The sequence below is a fragment of the Paenibacillus qinlingensis genome (genome assembly GCF_031455095.1).
Classification (GTDB): Bacteria; Bacillota; Bacilli; order Paenibacillales; family NBRC-103111; genus Paenibacillus_E; species Paenibacillus_E qinlingensis_A.
In genome coordinates this window covers 1,568,775-1,583,685 of sequence record NZ_JAVDSB010000001.1, presented here as the reverse complement: position 1 = coordinate 1,583,685, position 14,911 = coordinate 1,568,775, and the positions used below count along the sequence as shown (strand labels likewise).

16 protein-coding genes and 1 pseudogene are annotated in these 14,911 nt (G+C 42.1%); 3 read left to right on the top strand and 14 right to left on the bottom strand.

Annotated features, from left to right (window positions below; genetic code table 11):
- Positions 1–71 precede the first annotated feature (71 nt).
- From J2736_RS07240 to J2736_RS07195, 10 genes are all read right to left on the bottom strand, one after another.
- Entirely contained in the window at positions 72–1,028 is a 957-nt protein-coding gene (locus J2736_RS07240; RefSeq protein ID WP_310224819.1) for a hypothetical protein, read from the bottom strand.
- A gap of 2 nt (positions 1,029–1,030) precedes the next feature.
- Positions 1,031–2,083 (bottom strand): ABC transporter permease subunit, encoded by a 1,053-nt coding sequence (locus J2736_RS07235; protein ID WP_310224817.1) that lies wholly within the window; start codon positions 2,081–2,083, stop codon positions 1,031–1,033.
- 175 nt (positions 2,084–2,258) lie between these two features.
- Entirely contained in the window at positions 2,259–3,335 is a 1,077-nt protein-coding gene (locus J2736_RS07230; RefSeq protein WP_310224815.1) for a Ger(x)C family spore germination protein, read from the bottom strand.
- Positions 3,332–4,420, bottom strand: coding sequence for a GerAB/ArcD/ProY family transporter (locus J2736_RS07225; protein ID WP_310224814.1), 1,089 nt, complete (start codon positions 4,418–4,420; stop codon positions 3,332–3,334). Before J2736_RS07225 ends, J2736_RS07230 begins: the two co-directional genes overlap by 4 nt.
- A 23-nt stretch (positions 4,421–4,443) precedes the next feature.
- Entirely contained in the window at positions 4,444–5,895 is a 1,452-nt protein-coding gene (locus J2736_RS07220) for a spore germination protein (RefSeq protein ID WP_310224812.1), read from the bottom strand.
- Positions 5,896–6,045: 150 nt separating this feature from the next.
- A complete protein-coding gene (locus J2736_RS07215) occupies positions 6,046–6,804 on the bottom strand; it encodes an SDR family oxidoreductase (protein WP_310224810.1) in 759 nt (252 codons plus the stop codon).
- A gap of 111 nt (positions 6,805–6,915) precedes the next feature.
- Positions 6,916–7,548 (bottom strand): succinate dehydrogenase cytochrome b558 subunit, encoded by a 633-nt coding sequence (locus J2736_RS07210; RefSeq protein ID WP_310224808.1) that lies wholly within the window; start codon positions 7,546–7,548, stop codon positions 6,916–6,918.
- A 173-nt stretch (positions 7,549–7,721) separates the two neighbouring features.
- Entirely contained in the window at positions 7,722–8,180 is a 459-nt protein-coding gene (locus J2736_RS07205; RefSeq protein WP_310224806.1) for a hypothetical protein, read from the bottom strand.
- A 13-nt stretch (positions 8,181–8,193) separates the two neighbouring features.
- Positions 8,194–8,496: a hypothetical protein gene (locus J2736_RS07200; protein ID WP_310224804.1), complete on the bottom strand. Its 303-nt coding sequence runs from the start codon at positions 8,494–8,496 to the stop codon at positions 8,194–8,196.
- A 101-nt stretch (positions 8,497–8,597) separates the two neighbouring features.
- Complete coding sequence (locus J2736_RS07195) at positions 8,598–9,203, bottom strand: TetR/AcrR family transcriptional regulator (RefSeq protein WP_310224802.1); 606 nt, start codon at positions 9,201–9,203, stop codon at positions 8,598–8,600.
- A 139-nt stretch (positions 9,204–9,342) separates the two neighbouring features.
- Here J2736_RS07195 and J2736_RS07190 point away from each other — a divergent pair.
- The 3 genes and pseudogenes from J2736_RS07190 to J2736_RS07180 all read left to right on the top strand — a co-directional run.
- Positions 9,343–9,576, top strand: a pseudogene (locus tag J2736_RS07190) (MFS transporter); the annotation flags it as partial.
- 79 nt (positions 9,577–9,655) lie between these two features.
- Positions 9,656–10,702, top strand: a complete 1,047-nt coding sequence (locus J2736_RS07185) for an MFS transporter (RefSeq protein ID WP_310224800.1) — start codon at positions 9,656–9,658, stop codon at positions 10,700–10,702.
- A gap of 39 nt (positions 10,703–10,741) precedes the next feature.
- Positions 10,742–11,353 carry a VC0807 family protein gene (locus J2736_RS07180; protein WP_310224798.1) on the top strand — a complete coding sequence of 204 codons (612 nt, stop codon included), beginning with the start codon at positions 10,742–10,744 and terminating at the stop codon, positions 11,351–11,353.
- A gap of 60 nt (positions 11,354–11,413) precedes the next feature.
- Here J2736_RS07180 and J2736_RS07175 read toward each other — a convergent pair whose 3' ends face one another.
- The 4 genes from J2736_RS07175 to J2736_RS07160 all read right to left on the bottom strand — a co-directional run bounded on the left by J2736_RS07175 (position 11,414) and on the right by J2736_RS07160 (position 14,746).
- Positions 11,414–12,100, bottom strand: a complete 687-nt coding sequence (locus J2736_RS07175) for a YjgB family protein (RefSeq protein ID WP_310224796.1) — start codon at positions 12,098–12,100, stop codon at positions 11,414–11,416.
- 105 nt (positions 12,101–12,205) lie between these two features.
- Positions 12,206–13,474: an MFS transporter gene (locus J2736_RS07170; RefSeq protein ID WP_310224794.1), complete on the bottom strand. Its 1,269-nt coding sequence runs from the start codon at positions 13,472–13,474 to the stop codon at positions 12,206–12,208.
- 270 nt (positions 13,475–13,744) lie between these two features.
- Positions 13,745–13,900, bottom strand: a complete 156-nt coding sequence (locus J2736_RS07165; protein WP_310224792.1) for a hypothetical protein — start codon at positions 13,898–13,900, stop codon at positions 13,745–13,747.
- Positions 13,901–14,092: 192 nt separating this feature from the next.
- On the bottom strand, positions 14,093–14,746 hold the full coding sequence (locus J2736_RS07160; protein ID WP_310224789.1) for a FusB/FusC family EF-G-binding protein: 654 nt from the start codon (positions 14,744–14,746) through the stop codon (positions 14,093–14,095).
- Positions 14,747–14,911 lie beyond the last annotated feature (165 nt).

Here is a 14,911-nt window from a genome sequence, read left to right as displayed (position 1 = left end):
AAAACGCACGTTATAGTTTAATATTTGTTTAACTCTTAAGGGGCTCAGTTTCAGGTTGCGTGAACACCTCATCATCGCGTCCGCTTCTTGAATTGAGACAGGAAAAATTGCAGAGATAAAATCAAGAGAGTGAAAGCTATTCCCGTTTCGATTACGAGATAAGGATAAGCTTGGATGTACTTAGCTCCATAAGCGATCAACGAGGTCCACTCACCTGTTGTCGTCAAATAAATAAAATAAGGCGCTTCACCAGGAACTAACTTATCTACCATATCCAACGTTTCAGCCCCTCCAATAATGATATTGAAAATAGCCAACTGTCCCATTAGGAAGAGAATGAGGATAAACTCACTTATCACCATATAAAGCAACTCAAGTCGCATACTTGAAAAAATATGCCTTACAATTCTATGGAATGACGAGCCACCCATCAACCGGGAAGCGACGACGTATGGTTTGGAACTGTACAAACGGGCTCTTTCGGCAATCTGGTAGGCAAGTGGGAAGATACCTAGGACAGTTACCATGAAGAGAAAGATCATATTAAATAGTATTAAATTGTGTGGGTTCGCTTTGTCCACATTATTTAAGCCAAGTTTGAAATACAACCCAATCAGCGGTGGATACAAGAACAAAAATGCTGGCACGGCAGAGATGACCCATTGCATCGTACGCAACGCGCCTCCTCCTCTTCCCGTCGTTCCCGACCACATGCCAAGAGGCACAGCGAAAATGAATCTTAATGCCGTTAATAAAGCTGCATACGCCAAAGTGTACTTCAATCCGTTCAGCAACAAGCTCAACATATCCAATCCCCTGTGGTCGGTACCTAGAAGATAAGTAGCATTCGGATGAAGAGGAGGCGTTTCATAAATCGTTTTACCGTCGATTATATTCGAATTTAAGTAGACTTTATCCGCGTTTGTAAGTCCATGGGGTTTAACCATCCCGCCGAATGCCGCTAGTAATACGATGAATATGATCATCGCGCAAGCGAAATAAAACAGTTTCGATGATTTCTTTTGCACGGTTATGCTCCCTCCCCTATCTTTACGACAAAGAGCTTACTGAGCCATGCATATATAACATGAAAAATAATTGCTATTATAACAAGAACGATACAAAAGATTGGAGTAGCGCTGATATTTTGGACTCTGGGACTGACCAGATATCCGCCGAGACCAAGAATATCGCACATCGCTTCTGCAACTGCCATGCTTGCGATAGCCAAAGTCGTCGCTTTTGGCATCACCATCAACAGGTCCGACATAATATTCCGAATAACGTGATGAAAAAGCACTTCCCTTTTGGTCAAACCCTTAGCCAACGCTGTTGTGATATAATCCTGCTTCATCTCGCGTTCGATTGCGAGGCGCAGCGTTCCGTAAATCAAAACCCCGGGTATTAAAGCGATCGCAAGAAAAGGAATCGTAAACGGAATATGATTACCATAATGTGCTACCAGTATGATGTTTCTTCCCGTCAATCGAGTTAAATATATGGACGCTAGTTGAATAAGAATGATCAGTAGAAAATCCGGCAAACCACTTAATAGCGCATGTACCGAATTCAACAATCGCCCTATCGTCCCCCACATCGAAGCTACCAGTGATAATAAGGTGGAGAACAAGACCCCAACGATCAGACCAGGTATTAAATAAGTACAAGTGCGGACAACCGTTTCCTTTAAAACTTTCTTTACCGGAATGTCATAATTTCCAGTGCGGATTAGACCTAAATCGCCATGCGAGTAGTTAAGTAAAAGTTCCTTAAAGGAAAACAGATAGTAGTGAAACGAAAATGCTGGTTTCTCAAGTTGTACTTTTCTCGGAAGGAATACACCTGGAAGTTTACTAGCCAGCTTTCCGTATTCATCGACTCTTCCGTAAGGTACGGATATAATGTGTAGCTTCGCGTCAACAATCCTGCTTCCAGGAAGCTGCGAGACGACCTCTTCATTCGTTGATTCAGAACTAAGATTAATCCGTAACAGATCAGGAGCCTCAAGTATGAAGGCTTTACTGATGTTACTCATCAAAATGACAGCTGTGATGGTAATGAAGCTTAGAAAACCCCATTTCATAATGAATTTCAATATGATCAGACTCCTTTCTGGCATAAATAAGACAATTGGAAACGTCAATATGTGACTTCATTTTTATGGAAATTTGATATATATAAAAAAGCACCCCCGAGTCCGATTTCATGAAATTAAAAATTCATGTTCATCCTCTGAAGTGCTGCTCGATTTCCAATCATCATTTCCTGATACCCATTTCCTTAATATTCACGTTAACAACCAGGCTAACTTTCATGGATTGATATTGTTGTTTCCAAACCTCTTCGTTCCAATTTCGCGTTTTACTTCTAACGAAATCTCCTATTCCGAGAGGGTCGATCCCTTCTTTTTTAAACATTTCGATGAGATCCATTCCCGTTGTAGTTAGATCTTTTTCGAAAGCAGCTTTTATGCTATCTTGATCCTGCAAAGATAAGTAAATCCCTTTTGCATCAATAATTTCAACATTGATATGAAGATTTAATGTCACTTTTGAACTATTCGAATCTTTACTCATATGATATCTCGTCTTAGAACCTACATTTTTCACAGCCATGTATGTATTATTGTCTAACTGTGTCTCAAGAACACCGTACCTCGTATCTTCCAGAAGAAGCTTTATCACTCGCATCTGTTTTTCGTTCAAGGACTTTACGTATTTGTCAGCTTTAAATAAGGCTAATCCTGTAATCATGACTGTATTGTTTTGCAAATTCAGAATCGGCAAAATGGGGTCTAAGCCTTTGCCCAAATAGGAATACTCAAAATCGTGAATATTTTGCCTCGGAACAAGCCCGCTCCGCACATTCGTGTCGAGTAAATTGCACAAGTACATCCCTTTTTCTTCATTTGAACTAAAATTGGCCTTCAATATATCCTTGGCTTTCCCATCAACTACTGCCAAATACATTCGTCGAGAAGTTACTGCATCGCGTAAGAACACATCCAATTCGTCGGCCAAGCCGTTAGCCGCCAACTCTTTTCCAAATAATATCACCGAAAGATTTCCCGGTTTAATAGGCCGATTTAATTGCATGTCCATTAATTCGGTTATGTTCCTAGTTGAATGGCCAATCTTTGAGTGCAAAGTATTCGAAATGGTATTCGATTTACCTGCTTGAAACTTAGGTGCGGCGAGCGTTAATTCGATTTGATCATCTGGTGCTTCGTCTAGGGCGCTAACAAAAGAAATCGTAATTTTCTCTAACGTTTGTTGCTTGACACACCCTGTTACTAGGATGCTCACAAGGAATAAGTAGACAAAAGAACGTCTCATACGGTCCTTCTCACTTTCATTCTAACCATATCGACGATGTATAAGAATGGGATGTACACTAGAACAATGTAGAATCCGATTCCGGATAGCATGCTTTGAACAGATGAAATACGGGTATGATTTGGAATTAGACATACAATGGTAAAGACGAGCACTAATAAGATAGGCAGGGCTGTCAATTGTTTAACAGTGAACATTAATTTACACATTCTGCTTGCTGCCCAAAGACCGAAGCATATGATAGGAATTACCCATAATATCTGAGCAACTGCGCCGATATATTCAAATCGTTCAATAAATGGAAAATGAATAAATTTATATTTGGTTAATTGTGGCCATATTTCCTTTGATAACTGTTCAGGCTTGAACATGAGTAGCGCGAAGATAATAATTAATAGATAAGACACAGTTGAAAGTACATTAGCAATATGTGCCCATTTTTGAGATTTTTTTGGGCTTTCAATGAATGTGTAACAGAAGAATAACGATTCCACGCCTAAATAGGGAAATGTCATTTCTTTGCCTGCTTGGATGATATCGATAACCGAATGATCAAATATGGGGGTTAAATTGTTGAAATGAAAATAAGCCACGGGAAAAAACAAAGCAAATATGGTTACATATCGGACCAAGCTAACCATACAAATGCCAACGATGACTCGAAAACCACCTGCCACGATGTAATAAACAAGCATAAGTAAAGCTAATGCCAATGTCCACGTCACTAAGTCAGGAAATAGCCATACTTGTATGATTTCTATAAATTGACGTATGAGGTAACTCGCAACAAGCAGGAAGTAAATGATAAAGCCAAAGTTAAGTGCTCCACCTACCAGTTTTCCAAAAAAATGTTGATGAATATGCACAAGATCCGTCTCATTATGATTGAGAATCTGATACATCATCCAAATAATGACATGGAAAATGAGTCCCCATAGAACGACTGAGACCCAAGCATCTTGGCCAGCCAATTGAATAGGTTTGATCGACATCGCAAGATATTCGGGTCCGAACTGCATCGAATGAATCAACACGAGTACAAGGAAAGGCGAAATTGTCAATCTCGGTTGTTCTGTTGATTTCATCTTTGTTCACTCCCAAAGCTAATTCATTCATCTATATCTTTTTTAGAATTTGCTTTTTTCTTATTAAATCTTACAGGTCTCCTAGTTCTTAAAAACGAAAACCGATGTTCAAATTTTGAATACGGTGGACGAATTAAGGTATCAAATAAGTCTGCCGTGCGAAATGGATAAAACGGAACCAAATATGGCATCCCGAGAGAAGTTAATCGCAGTAAATGAGCAATTAGGGCTATGAGACAGATGATGATTCCGAGTAAGCCCCATAATTGTGCTGCGAAAATAAATGGGAAACGTAGGATACGTATCGTAGCGCTCATTCGGAAGATCGGTGTCGTGAAAGAAGCTAGAGCCGACAATGCCACTATGATTAATAAAAAATTACTTGTAAGCGCAGCCTCAACAGCGGCTGTTCCAAGTACAATACCTCCAACAATACCAATGGTTTGTCCGATTTTCGTAGGTAATCTGGCGCCTGCTTCCCGCAATAGTTCAATGACAAGCTCCATAATGAGCACTTCCACGATTGGAGGGAATGGTACATTTATTCTCGAAGAGATGATAGTAGGCAAAAAGACGGATGAAATACTCTGACCGTGATAGGTAATAACGGCAACATATAGGGGCGAGGCAAATACCGAAAACATCACCGAGAACATGCGAATCAACCGTAGTATTGACGCTATAATCCATGGCAAATAGTAATCTTCATAGGTAATAAAAAATTGCCAGAAATTAACCGGTGCAAAAAATGCAGTCGGTGCCCCATCCTTTAGAACGCATATTTGACCCGAGGATACGGCCCAGGCAACGTAATCAGGCCTTTCGGTCCCAATAGTCTGAGGAAAGATCGAATTGGAATTATCTTCGATCATTTGCTGAAGCAAAGTAGTATCCGTAACTTGATCAAAATCTACATCCTCAATGCGCTGCATACATGTTTCTAAATATTGTTCGTTCGTTAATCCCTCTATGTAAATAATTGCAACTCTCGATTTGGAAATACTCCCTGTTGTTAGTTCTTTGATGCGTAACTCTGGAATGGGAAGCCGCTTACGGATCAAGTTAAGATTGACATCCAATGATTCAACAAAGGCTTCTTTCGAACCTTCTACGGTGAATTCGGTTTCAGGTATTGATACGTTGCGACCTTTTAAGGCAGCTGCATTGACCAATATACAGTCATGGCTTTGAAATCCATATTGGATTACAACATAACCCCGATAAAACTTGTTTTGAATGATGTCCCAATTGGAAGATACTTCTTTTTCTGCTACAGGGATGCATCGATACAAATCCTCAAAGGATATATCCGAATTATTTTTCAAGCAGCCAAGGATATGCCATTGCAGTAATTCTGACTCTGTTAGAGATTTGAAATACCCGATGAACAAAGAAATCTCATTCAATTTATGTTCATAGCATACGAAATCCGCTGAATCACTAAGCTCCTTCCATAGCCGAGGGATTGAATTCATTTCTAATCACTCTTTTCTAAAAATTATTACTCAATCATTGTGTCTCTACGAACGATTAATTATTCAGAATTAAAGCACAAAAAAGAGCCCCGTAATTTCTCGGGACTCCTATATATTCTTATAACTATTTAGTTCTTTACTTGATTACACTTAAGCGTAGTTACGGCTAAGCCAATCTTTCAAGTGCGTAGTGGTAGTCGTCGTTGGATGGCCACCGATTGGAACAAGGGATTGATCATTCACCTGAACGGAGCCGTAGTATGGCGCGTTGGCATCCGAAACAACCTGACGTGGATCTTTCGTTGCTTTGAAAAATTGTCGAACAAGCTCGTCCATGCGAATTTGATCGGGTCCAGCCACGTCAACAATGCCATTTGCTGGCGCTGCAAGTGTGAAATGAGCTACCGCTGCTGCAACATCATCCGAAACGATAGGTTGCATAAGAGCGGAAGGCAATCGTACGGTATCCCCTTGTGTTGCAACATCGGCGATGCCGCCGATGAATTCGAAGAATTGGGTAGCGCGGACAATCGTATAGGGAACCTTAGCATTTTGGATAAGCTCTTCTTGCGCCATTTTTGCACGGAAGTAGCCACTTTGGAGAAGTCGTTCCGTACCTACAACCGATAAGGCAACATGATGACTTACACCTGCTGTAGCTTCAGCAGCAAGAAGGTTCGTATTGGATGTAACGAAGAAATCCAATACGGCTTGATCTTCCCACGAAGGCGCATTTGATACGTCAACGACTACCTGCGCGCCATTAAGCGCTTCTGCCAGCCCCTCACCCGTGATTGTGTTCACACCTAAAGAAGGTGAAGCTGCTACTACCTCATGACCAAGTTGACGCAAGTTGTTTACAAGTTTTTTCCCAATAAGTCCACTACCACCGATTACGACTATTTTCATGTTAATTCCTCCTAGTTGTTATTGTCATCAATCACTATAAAGACAATTGGCGATCTGAATGTGTGACATCAATAGATTTATATTTTCCCTCGCTTATATCCGATATCCATTTTATTTAAACGCCTCACCAGTAAAAGCAAAGAGTGAAAACAAGAAAAGCAATGAAATAAGCACAAAAACACCCATACAGATATAAGAAGATATTTTTTGAGAGCGTGGTGAGATCGTAATCCCCCAGCTAATTAAGAATGCCCAGAGACCATTGCTAAAATGGAATACAGCCGACAATACGCCGATGACGTAAATGATAAAGTACACAGGATTCGTAGCGATCTCATGCATCGTCGAACCCAGTTCCTCATGCGTAATATTCCCCAAGTAAATTTGAAAACGAGTATTGAAAAAATGCCAAAATACGAAAATAAATGTGAGAACGCCAGTAATACGTTGCAAAGTAAAGGCCCAGTTACGACCGTACGCGTATTGGCCAGAGTTCAAATTGGATTGATAGGCCATATAAAGACCATAAATCCCATGAAACAATATCGGAAGGTATATCCCGAAAATCTCCAGCAATGGCTTAATTGGCAGACTGTTGATGAAATGCACGTAGGAAGCAAAGCCATCTGGTCCGCGTTCAAACGCTTGAAAATTGATCGACACATGCACAAGAATAAAACCACCAAGTGGAATTACCCCGAGTAGCGAGTGCAGTTTGCGCCAGTAATATGAATTCCCGTTCATTATCCACCTCTCTAAGTTGACTTGTTCACACTACTAAGACAATTGGCAGCTTCAATGTGTGACATTCCCCTAAATGAGTGTGATTGAAAGTTTTTGAGCCATAAAAAAGAGGCTGTCAGAGGTAGATTTCTCTACATATGACAGCCTCTTGCCTTTACAATACTTTTGTTCGATTAATTGGAAGGAATGACTCGAAATTCTTTATCCAAATTAACAAGCATGATGAAATTTGGATTGAATGTAAATATACGTTTTACCTGGTAATAGGACATGGTCACTGCAGTGAATGCTTCGCTGAGTGAGAAACGGAGTTCTGGCCTGTCGATCAGCAGTCTGCGTGATTCACCTTCGAACTCTTGGCCGCTGGAAATCACGACGAGCTTGCCTTTACTTACTGATTTATCAATCGCACTCAGAAAGTATTCTGCCTGCTCGTAGCCATATTCATTGCGAAGCCATTCATGAAGATTAAATATAATGGAATTCGTCGTCGTGTAATTGCGTTCAAGATCATGTAAATCTAAAAAAAGGGAACGAGCTTTTGCATAGTGTGGATCTTCAGGATTCATTAAAGCGGCTAAAGCAGTTTCATCCAGAAAGATGGCATCCTGAATGTTCAAGTGGTTATCCATATAGCAGCACTCCTTAAACCTCTAGTTTGCAAAGACCATCCAAATACAGAAGTGGGTTATCTTCCTTTTGATTCACTGAGATGGGGGTTGATCCGTATGTAGCATCTGTCAGGTACTGAACAATGATCCCATTGACGACCGCTTGTACCGTCGTATGCCGCATATCAGCGATGGCTTGCAGTTCGTCATAATATTGCGGATTGAGTTCTATCATGCCTTCTTCTTGTTTTTCATTTCGTGGAGAAATGAGTTCAGAAGCAGTGGACATCGCTTTTTCGTATTGATTCTGAATGAATCGTTTGTAATTATTCGCCAATGTGAGTCACTCCTTATAGCGTAGCCTCTCAAACGATTCGTCTGTTTTTGTCGATTTAAGGGGGTACCACAGGATGACCTTCTCCACCGCGGCAGCCAGTGTTATCTCCTCGTCACTAATGGTAAAAACACCTCATCCACGATTTGCGCGATCGTCTCCTCGGACATCGGTCTGTTATAAAGCATTAATTCATGGCGAGCCAGATCAATCGGCACATTCATCTCGCGTTCGGTTAAAAGACGCGCTGGCAGTTCTCCCCTTTCAATTGCGCGCTGTAGGATAACGGACATTGACCTACTTTGTCTGCCTTGAGGAAACATGACTTCAGCGATCGTTGTCGTCCCTAGTTCCATGACGAGCCCGAATAAAGCTTTCGAAAGCAGCTCCGAGGCGTTCCGATTCATCGATCGCAAAGCGTCGCAAACGTCGTCCCGCAAATTACCATGATTAGGTATTTCATCAAGAGGTAAGGGTATGCGCTCACGAACAGCTGCTAACACGATCTCCGCTCGGTTGGTCCATCGCCGATATAAGACGGCTTTACTTGTACCCGAACGTTCTGCTACACCCTCCATTGTAAACTGAAAATAACCCCGTTCATTCAGCTCTTCACGAACCGCCTGCATGATCGCGGCTTCCAACTCCTTGCCTCTTCGTCTTGATTTTATCGGATCTTTATTTTTATTTTTATCTTGAATAGCGTCCATGGCCTGGGACAACCTCCTAATAAAAACATGTTGAGTTTTATCTGTTGATAGTATATCATAAAAACCGTTAAGAAACGATGCGTTTCTTATTTTATCGAAAAGGAGAGTGATCCTATTGCAACAAGTAGAAACAGCGCCGATGCCAACTCTGGAACAGCAAAAAGCCACTAAAAAAATGATGCTCATTCTCATGATTGGCATCTTGGCCCCATTATTCGACACGACGATTACGAATGTAGCCATCGAAACGCTTGTCCGTGAATTTCAATCAACAGTGTCAACCATTCAATGGGTTATGACCAGTTACTTGCTTGCCTTGGGAATGGTTATTCCGATCACGGGGTGGGCAGTGGAGCGATTTGGCGGCAAGGCGACGTGGATATTTTCCCTTATCGTGTTTCTCGTTGGATCCGTTCTATGCAGCTTGGCTTGGAACGTAGGGTGGATTACTAATGCCGGTCATGCAGACTATGGGAGCTCGCGCTTCTGCTGGGCAAGGGACAGGCAAAGCTATGGCCGCGGCGTCCTTGCCGGCACTACTCGGCCCGATCTTAGGACCTGTTTTAGGTGGCCTTATTATCAATCATTTGGATTGGAGATGGATCTTTCTTGTTAATATCCCCATCTGTCTGCTTGCTATTGTGTTGGCGTGGAAAGGACTCCCTGGCGAAGAACAAGGAAATCGATCGTTCCGATTAGATTGGATTGGTTTCCTGCTGCTATCCCCTTCCATCGTACTTATTATTTATGGATTTGGCGAAGTGAGTACACATAGGGATTTCGGGAATATTCATGTGCTTGGTCCTGTTATTGCTGGTCTAGCAGCATTAGTGACTTTCGTCATGTACGCGTCAAAAAAGGGAAGCGAAACGCTCCTCGATGTGAAATTGTTTCGAACAGGTTCTTTTACCGTAACCAGTATCCTCCTCTTTTTATCTGGTCTGACCACCTTTGGTGCCATGTTGTTACTACCACTCTATTTCCTGCAAGTCCGCGGCGAATCCGTGTTAATGTCTGGCCTTCTTCTCGTACCGCAAGGAATTGGGATGCTATTAACCAGATCGCTTGCAGGTAAATGGACAGATCGGATTGGGTCAAGACCAGTCGTTTTGATGGGTACCCTCATAACCATTCTCGGAACGATTCCTTTTACCCAGGTAGGTTCAGAAACAAGCTATATGTATATCGTCCTTGCCTTATTGTTAAGAGGGGCGGGGTTGGGCGCTGTTTTCATGCCTGTAATGGCTACGGCCTATGTCGGCTTATCACCTAAAGACATTCCACATGCGAGTATCACTACACGTATCATGCAGCAAATCGGTGGAGCCTTTGGTGCTTCGATCATCGCCATCATTTTGCAACACCAATTCAACACTTTGACATCTCACGATCCAGCAGCTGTAGCTATCGCATTTGATCACACATTTAGCTGGTCGATTATCTTTACTGCCCTGGCTCTTATCCCTTCCGCTTTGTTGCCAAAAGTAAAAAAGAAGTAATAAACTTAAAATTTATCTGAGAGAGTGTGAGAAATTGATATGCAAATATCGCAAGGATCTTCCCCAAAAATCGCTATTAAACGAATGTTAATCGTCAATGTCGTTATTCCTTATCTTATCTATCGATTATTGGAGTCTCATGTGAGCAGTGTTGCCGCGCTATCTATTGCTGCTGCTGTTCCCTTGTTAGAAACGATCTACGGTTTTATCAAAACTCGTAAACTTGATGCTTTTTCTCTGTTTATTTTTTCATCATTGATTCTGGGTGTGCTGGCCACACTCATGACAGGTGACGAAAGGTTCATATTATTAAAAGAATCTTACGCCATTGGTATTATGGGTCTGGCGCTATTGGTTTCGCTGCTGTTTCCAAAACCGCTCCTGTATGTTTTCGCCAAACGAACGTTAAACGATCCGCAGATGACGTATAAATATGAAACCAACCCCGCCGTTCGGGCTACCTTTCGTAAATTAACACTCGTCTGGGCTGTGGTGCTGCTGTTCGAAGTCAGCGTAAAAATTTGCCTAGTCTTCCTTCTCACGACAGATCGCATGTTAGTAATCGCTCCTATCGCTTCCATCATCATCATTGGGATAGGCGTGTTATGGACATTCAGATATGTGAAAAGTCGTAAGAACCCAGTTCAATAACATCATACAAAAAAGGGATCGTCGGACTGATAACAGCCATACGATCCCTACTCTTCTTATTTAGCGAGCCATATTATTAACCGAATGCTTGGTATCAAAAACAGAAATGTGATCTACTTTTCCGCTTGATTTGGGAATAATAAATTTAAGTTGGAACATGTCGGATGCTTTATAAATATAAATCGTATCATCGCCGTTCACCTTGGTATCTACTGGTTTTCCTAGCGCTTGTAGAATTTGGTTTAATGTTATAGTTTGCAGCTTTGGATCGTTGGAACGAATATCAATGATTTGATCGCCCTTATTAAAGCCAATGACGGCATTTTTCTTGCCATAGGTCGCATATATGAAACTACCTACCACATCCTTGTGATCGGCACTTCCCCACGCTTTCTCCACATCTTCGAAGAATCCTGTTTCTCCTGCAAACGTAATACCAGCCACTTTACCCACTTTCGCTAATTCAAACATCTCTTTAATTTGTTTAGTAACCGTCGTTGTTTCAGACGGCACGGATACTGGTTTTACAGTGATGCTGCCATTTGGAGTTGAAAGTGGTGCAGATGAAGCTTCTGGCGTTTCAGTTGGTGTAACTGTTGGTGTGAGTTCATTTACGGTACTAGGCGCGGTGCTAATTATAGGAGCAGCTGAGTTCGCTGTTGGTTTTTCAGTGGATGCACATGCTGTAAACACAAGCATATTTGCAAATAACATGGAAATGACAATTGCTTTTTTTCTATTATTCATAGTAAGTTCTCTCCAATCTACATTTCTTTAGTGGACAATTAAGAGTAATAAGATTAGTGAATAGACTTTCAACCTCGCTGCCGCTCGGCTGAAGTCTATTTAGTATCATGCAGCCAACGCGTGTTGTCTGTTTTTACGAATACGCAATGCGAACACTGCTGCTAGCAAGCAGACGAATCCTGCAGCCACAAAAGGCACCGTATAACTGCCGAGTACATCTCGCAGGTAACCTGCCCCATAAGCGGCAATGGATGCACCTAGTTGGTGTGCAACGAGGATCCAACCGAACACCATACCGGCTTTCTCAGCACCAAACGTTGAAGACGTTAATTTTGCCGTAGGCGGCACCGTTGCGATCCAATCCAACCCGTAGAATACGGCGAAAACTGTCAATTGCGTATAGCCGCCTCCAAGTGCATAAGGCAAAAAGAGTAAAGATAGTCCGCGTAAGCCATAATACCAAAAAAGCAACTTTCGACTGTCAAAGCGGTCTGACAACCAGCCTGACAATGTTGTACCGACGAGATCGAACATTCCCATAAGGGCTAGCAGGCTCGCTGCAGTGACGACGGGAATACTGTAATCACCACATGCTGGGATGAGATGCGTACCGATGAGCCCGTTGGTGGAAAATCCACAGAAGAAAAATGTGCCTGCGAGCAACCAAAACGTTCCACTTCGGGACACCTGCTTCAAAGTATTTAATGGCATTAAGAAAATATTGCCTTGGAACGGTGCAGGCTTCACGATCTCTTGTGCACCAAGCGCAGGCGAGCCGACATCCGATGGATGATTTCGCATCCAGATAGCGATAATCGGTAGAATCAGGATAAGTGCCCCCATGATAACGTAAACGGCATTACGCCAGCCTTGTTCTTCTGTTATTTTGGCTAGCAATGGCAAAAAGAGTAATTGCCCAGTTGCCGCGCTCGCTGTCAATAAGCCAATAACCAAGCCTTTATGCTTCACGAACCAGCGATTGGCGACCGTCACCCCTAGTACATTCGCCAACGTTCCTGTGCTTAGTCCGCCTAACACTCCCCAGAGCAGCACAAGCTGCCACACAGAATGAATAAATGGGGTTAACCCCAGACTAAACAACATCACAATAATCGCTGAAATCATCATACGGCGAACACCGAACTTGGCCAGCATCGCAGCCGAGAATGGCCCCATTAAGCCATATAACAGGATTCGTATTGAGATAACACCGGAAATGGCCTCTCGCTGCCAGCCAAACTCTCGCTCTAGAGACTGAATGAGAACGCTGGGGAAGGAACTGATGGCCGCAGACACAATTAAAGTCATAAATACAATAAGTACAATAATCCAACCATAATATAGCTTAGAAATAGGTGTATTTGCAGTTTTCATCTCTCTAACTCCAATCTTTAACTTTGATATCTCTTTCCTCTCATTTCTTTTCAAAGTAACAATACCATTTCAAGAACGTTCGGTCAATAACTATTTTGAACGATCGTTCTTGAAAGGTAATAAATAGATTTCTCAGCAACAACAAAAAGAACCGAAGATATCATGCGGTTCTTTTTGTTCTGTATTTTAAGCATAAATTCACATGACTCATGACTATGCTCACCTAGTGTAGCCATTACCAATCCCAGGATAAGAGGAGGACTGTCTCCTCTACCCGTACACCGGATAGGAAACTAACGGGTGTTGCTGCACTTGCGGTTCGTAAGTGTCTTGCTGTACCAGAGGTGGTTTCGGGCAACGATTGTTCTTCAGATCGTAGAAGTATTGCACGTTCGGTGAAGTGAAATCCATGTAAGATACGGCCATCCGCTCAGCCTCCTGATTGTAGAATCATCATTACTAAGCGTATTCCAATGTATGTACAGCCATGACTAATGCACGCCCCCTGATTAAGGCAAAAAAACCGGTCTGAACCTAAGTTCACACCGGTTGGTATAGTAGCATTTCAAGCGGCCGCTGCTAATGCTAATTGTAATCGTTGACCTGCAGCGCACTTCGTTATCTCAAAACTTCTTGTATGAATCTTTCGAGCGCAGTGATATCTGTCATGTTCTTGTTGCATTCCTCACTATTCATGCACAAGTAATTCCCAACCACTTTGTAATAGTCCTGTGAAGAATGTGCCGGCCTCGATTTGGATACCGCGGTAAATAACGCGATCTCTTCTTGCTTGTTGCATAAAAAACAATAGCCCTTTTTGTTTGTAGGGGTCATCTTCCCTTCAATCCCGACGATTTGCCCATCTAAAGGGTACACCATGAACAATTTTCCCGTTGCAATGCTGGTCCATCCCAGATAGGTCAAATACCTGTTATCGATAGTCAAATCAGGAATTGGCAGTTTTTTATTTTTGTGAAATAACTTTTGGATCTGTTTTTCTGTAACTTGCGGAAACGTAGTCCTGTATGACTCCAATAACAGGAGAAATTGCTCGAAGTCCTCTGCCGTCTGAAGCGAGAGAATCTTTTGAAACAGCTCTCTTGGGATCCCGTTTTCTGAATCCGCAAAAAGCTCACTAATCTTGAATTCTGTGCTATCTCGGACAGCTTCTATGACCTTGCGATCGGATACGGTTTGGTACGTTCGCTGCAGATAGTTAATTTCTTTCTTAATAAAATTATATTGATGGTTTCTAATGAATTGTCCGTACATGACATACTCAGCCCCTTATTATGAATTGAAATGGAAATAAGGTGCAAAGCCCATTAATTAGAAACGATAGGCACTGGACATGAGCGATATGATCTCAAATGTTTCCCCCATGCAAAGAATCGCCCCAATAAGTAGGCTTTGCATGAGTTAAGCTAGTCCCGGCAA